This window comes from Delftia sp. ASV31 (assembly GCF_016428765.1).
GTDB lineage: Bacteria > Pseudomonadota > Gammaproteobacteria > Burkholderiales > Burkholderiaceae_C > Comamonas > Comamonas acidovorans.
The window spans coordinates 1-301 of the sequence record NZ_JAELTK010000327.1 but is presented as its reverse complement, the minus strand read 5'-3'; the positions used below and the strand labels follow the sequence as shown (position 1 = coordinate 301).

1 pseudogene is annotated in these 301 nt (G+C 76.7%); it reads right to left on the bottom strand.

The features are described 5' to 3' along the window. Window positions 1-301: pseudogene (locus JHD82_RS29665) on the bottom strand (hypothetical protein); the annotation flags it as partial.

Genomic DNA, 301 nt, shown 5'->3' with positions numbered 1-301 from the left:
CCCCCCCCCCCCCCCCCCCCCCCCCCCCCCCCCCCCCCCCCCCCCCCCCCCCCCCCCCCCCCCCCCCCCCCCCCCCCCCCCCCCCCCCCCCCCCCCCCCCCCTCTTTCAAGCAGAAGACGGCATACGCGATCAACGTCAGCGTCTCGTGGGCTCGGAGATGTGTATAAGAGACAGGCGCTGATGCGGTGCGCCAGCGTGCCCGCATCCAGCATCTGCCAGCGCTGCACCGCATGCTTGCGCTGGACTTCGGACAGGGCCTGCCAGTCGGGCGAGGGGCCGTGCCAGAGCAGGGGCTCGTGG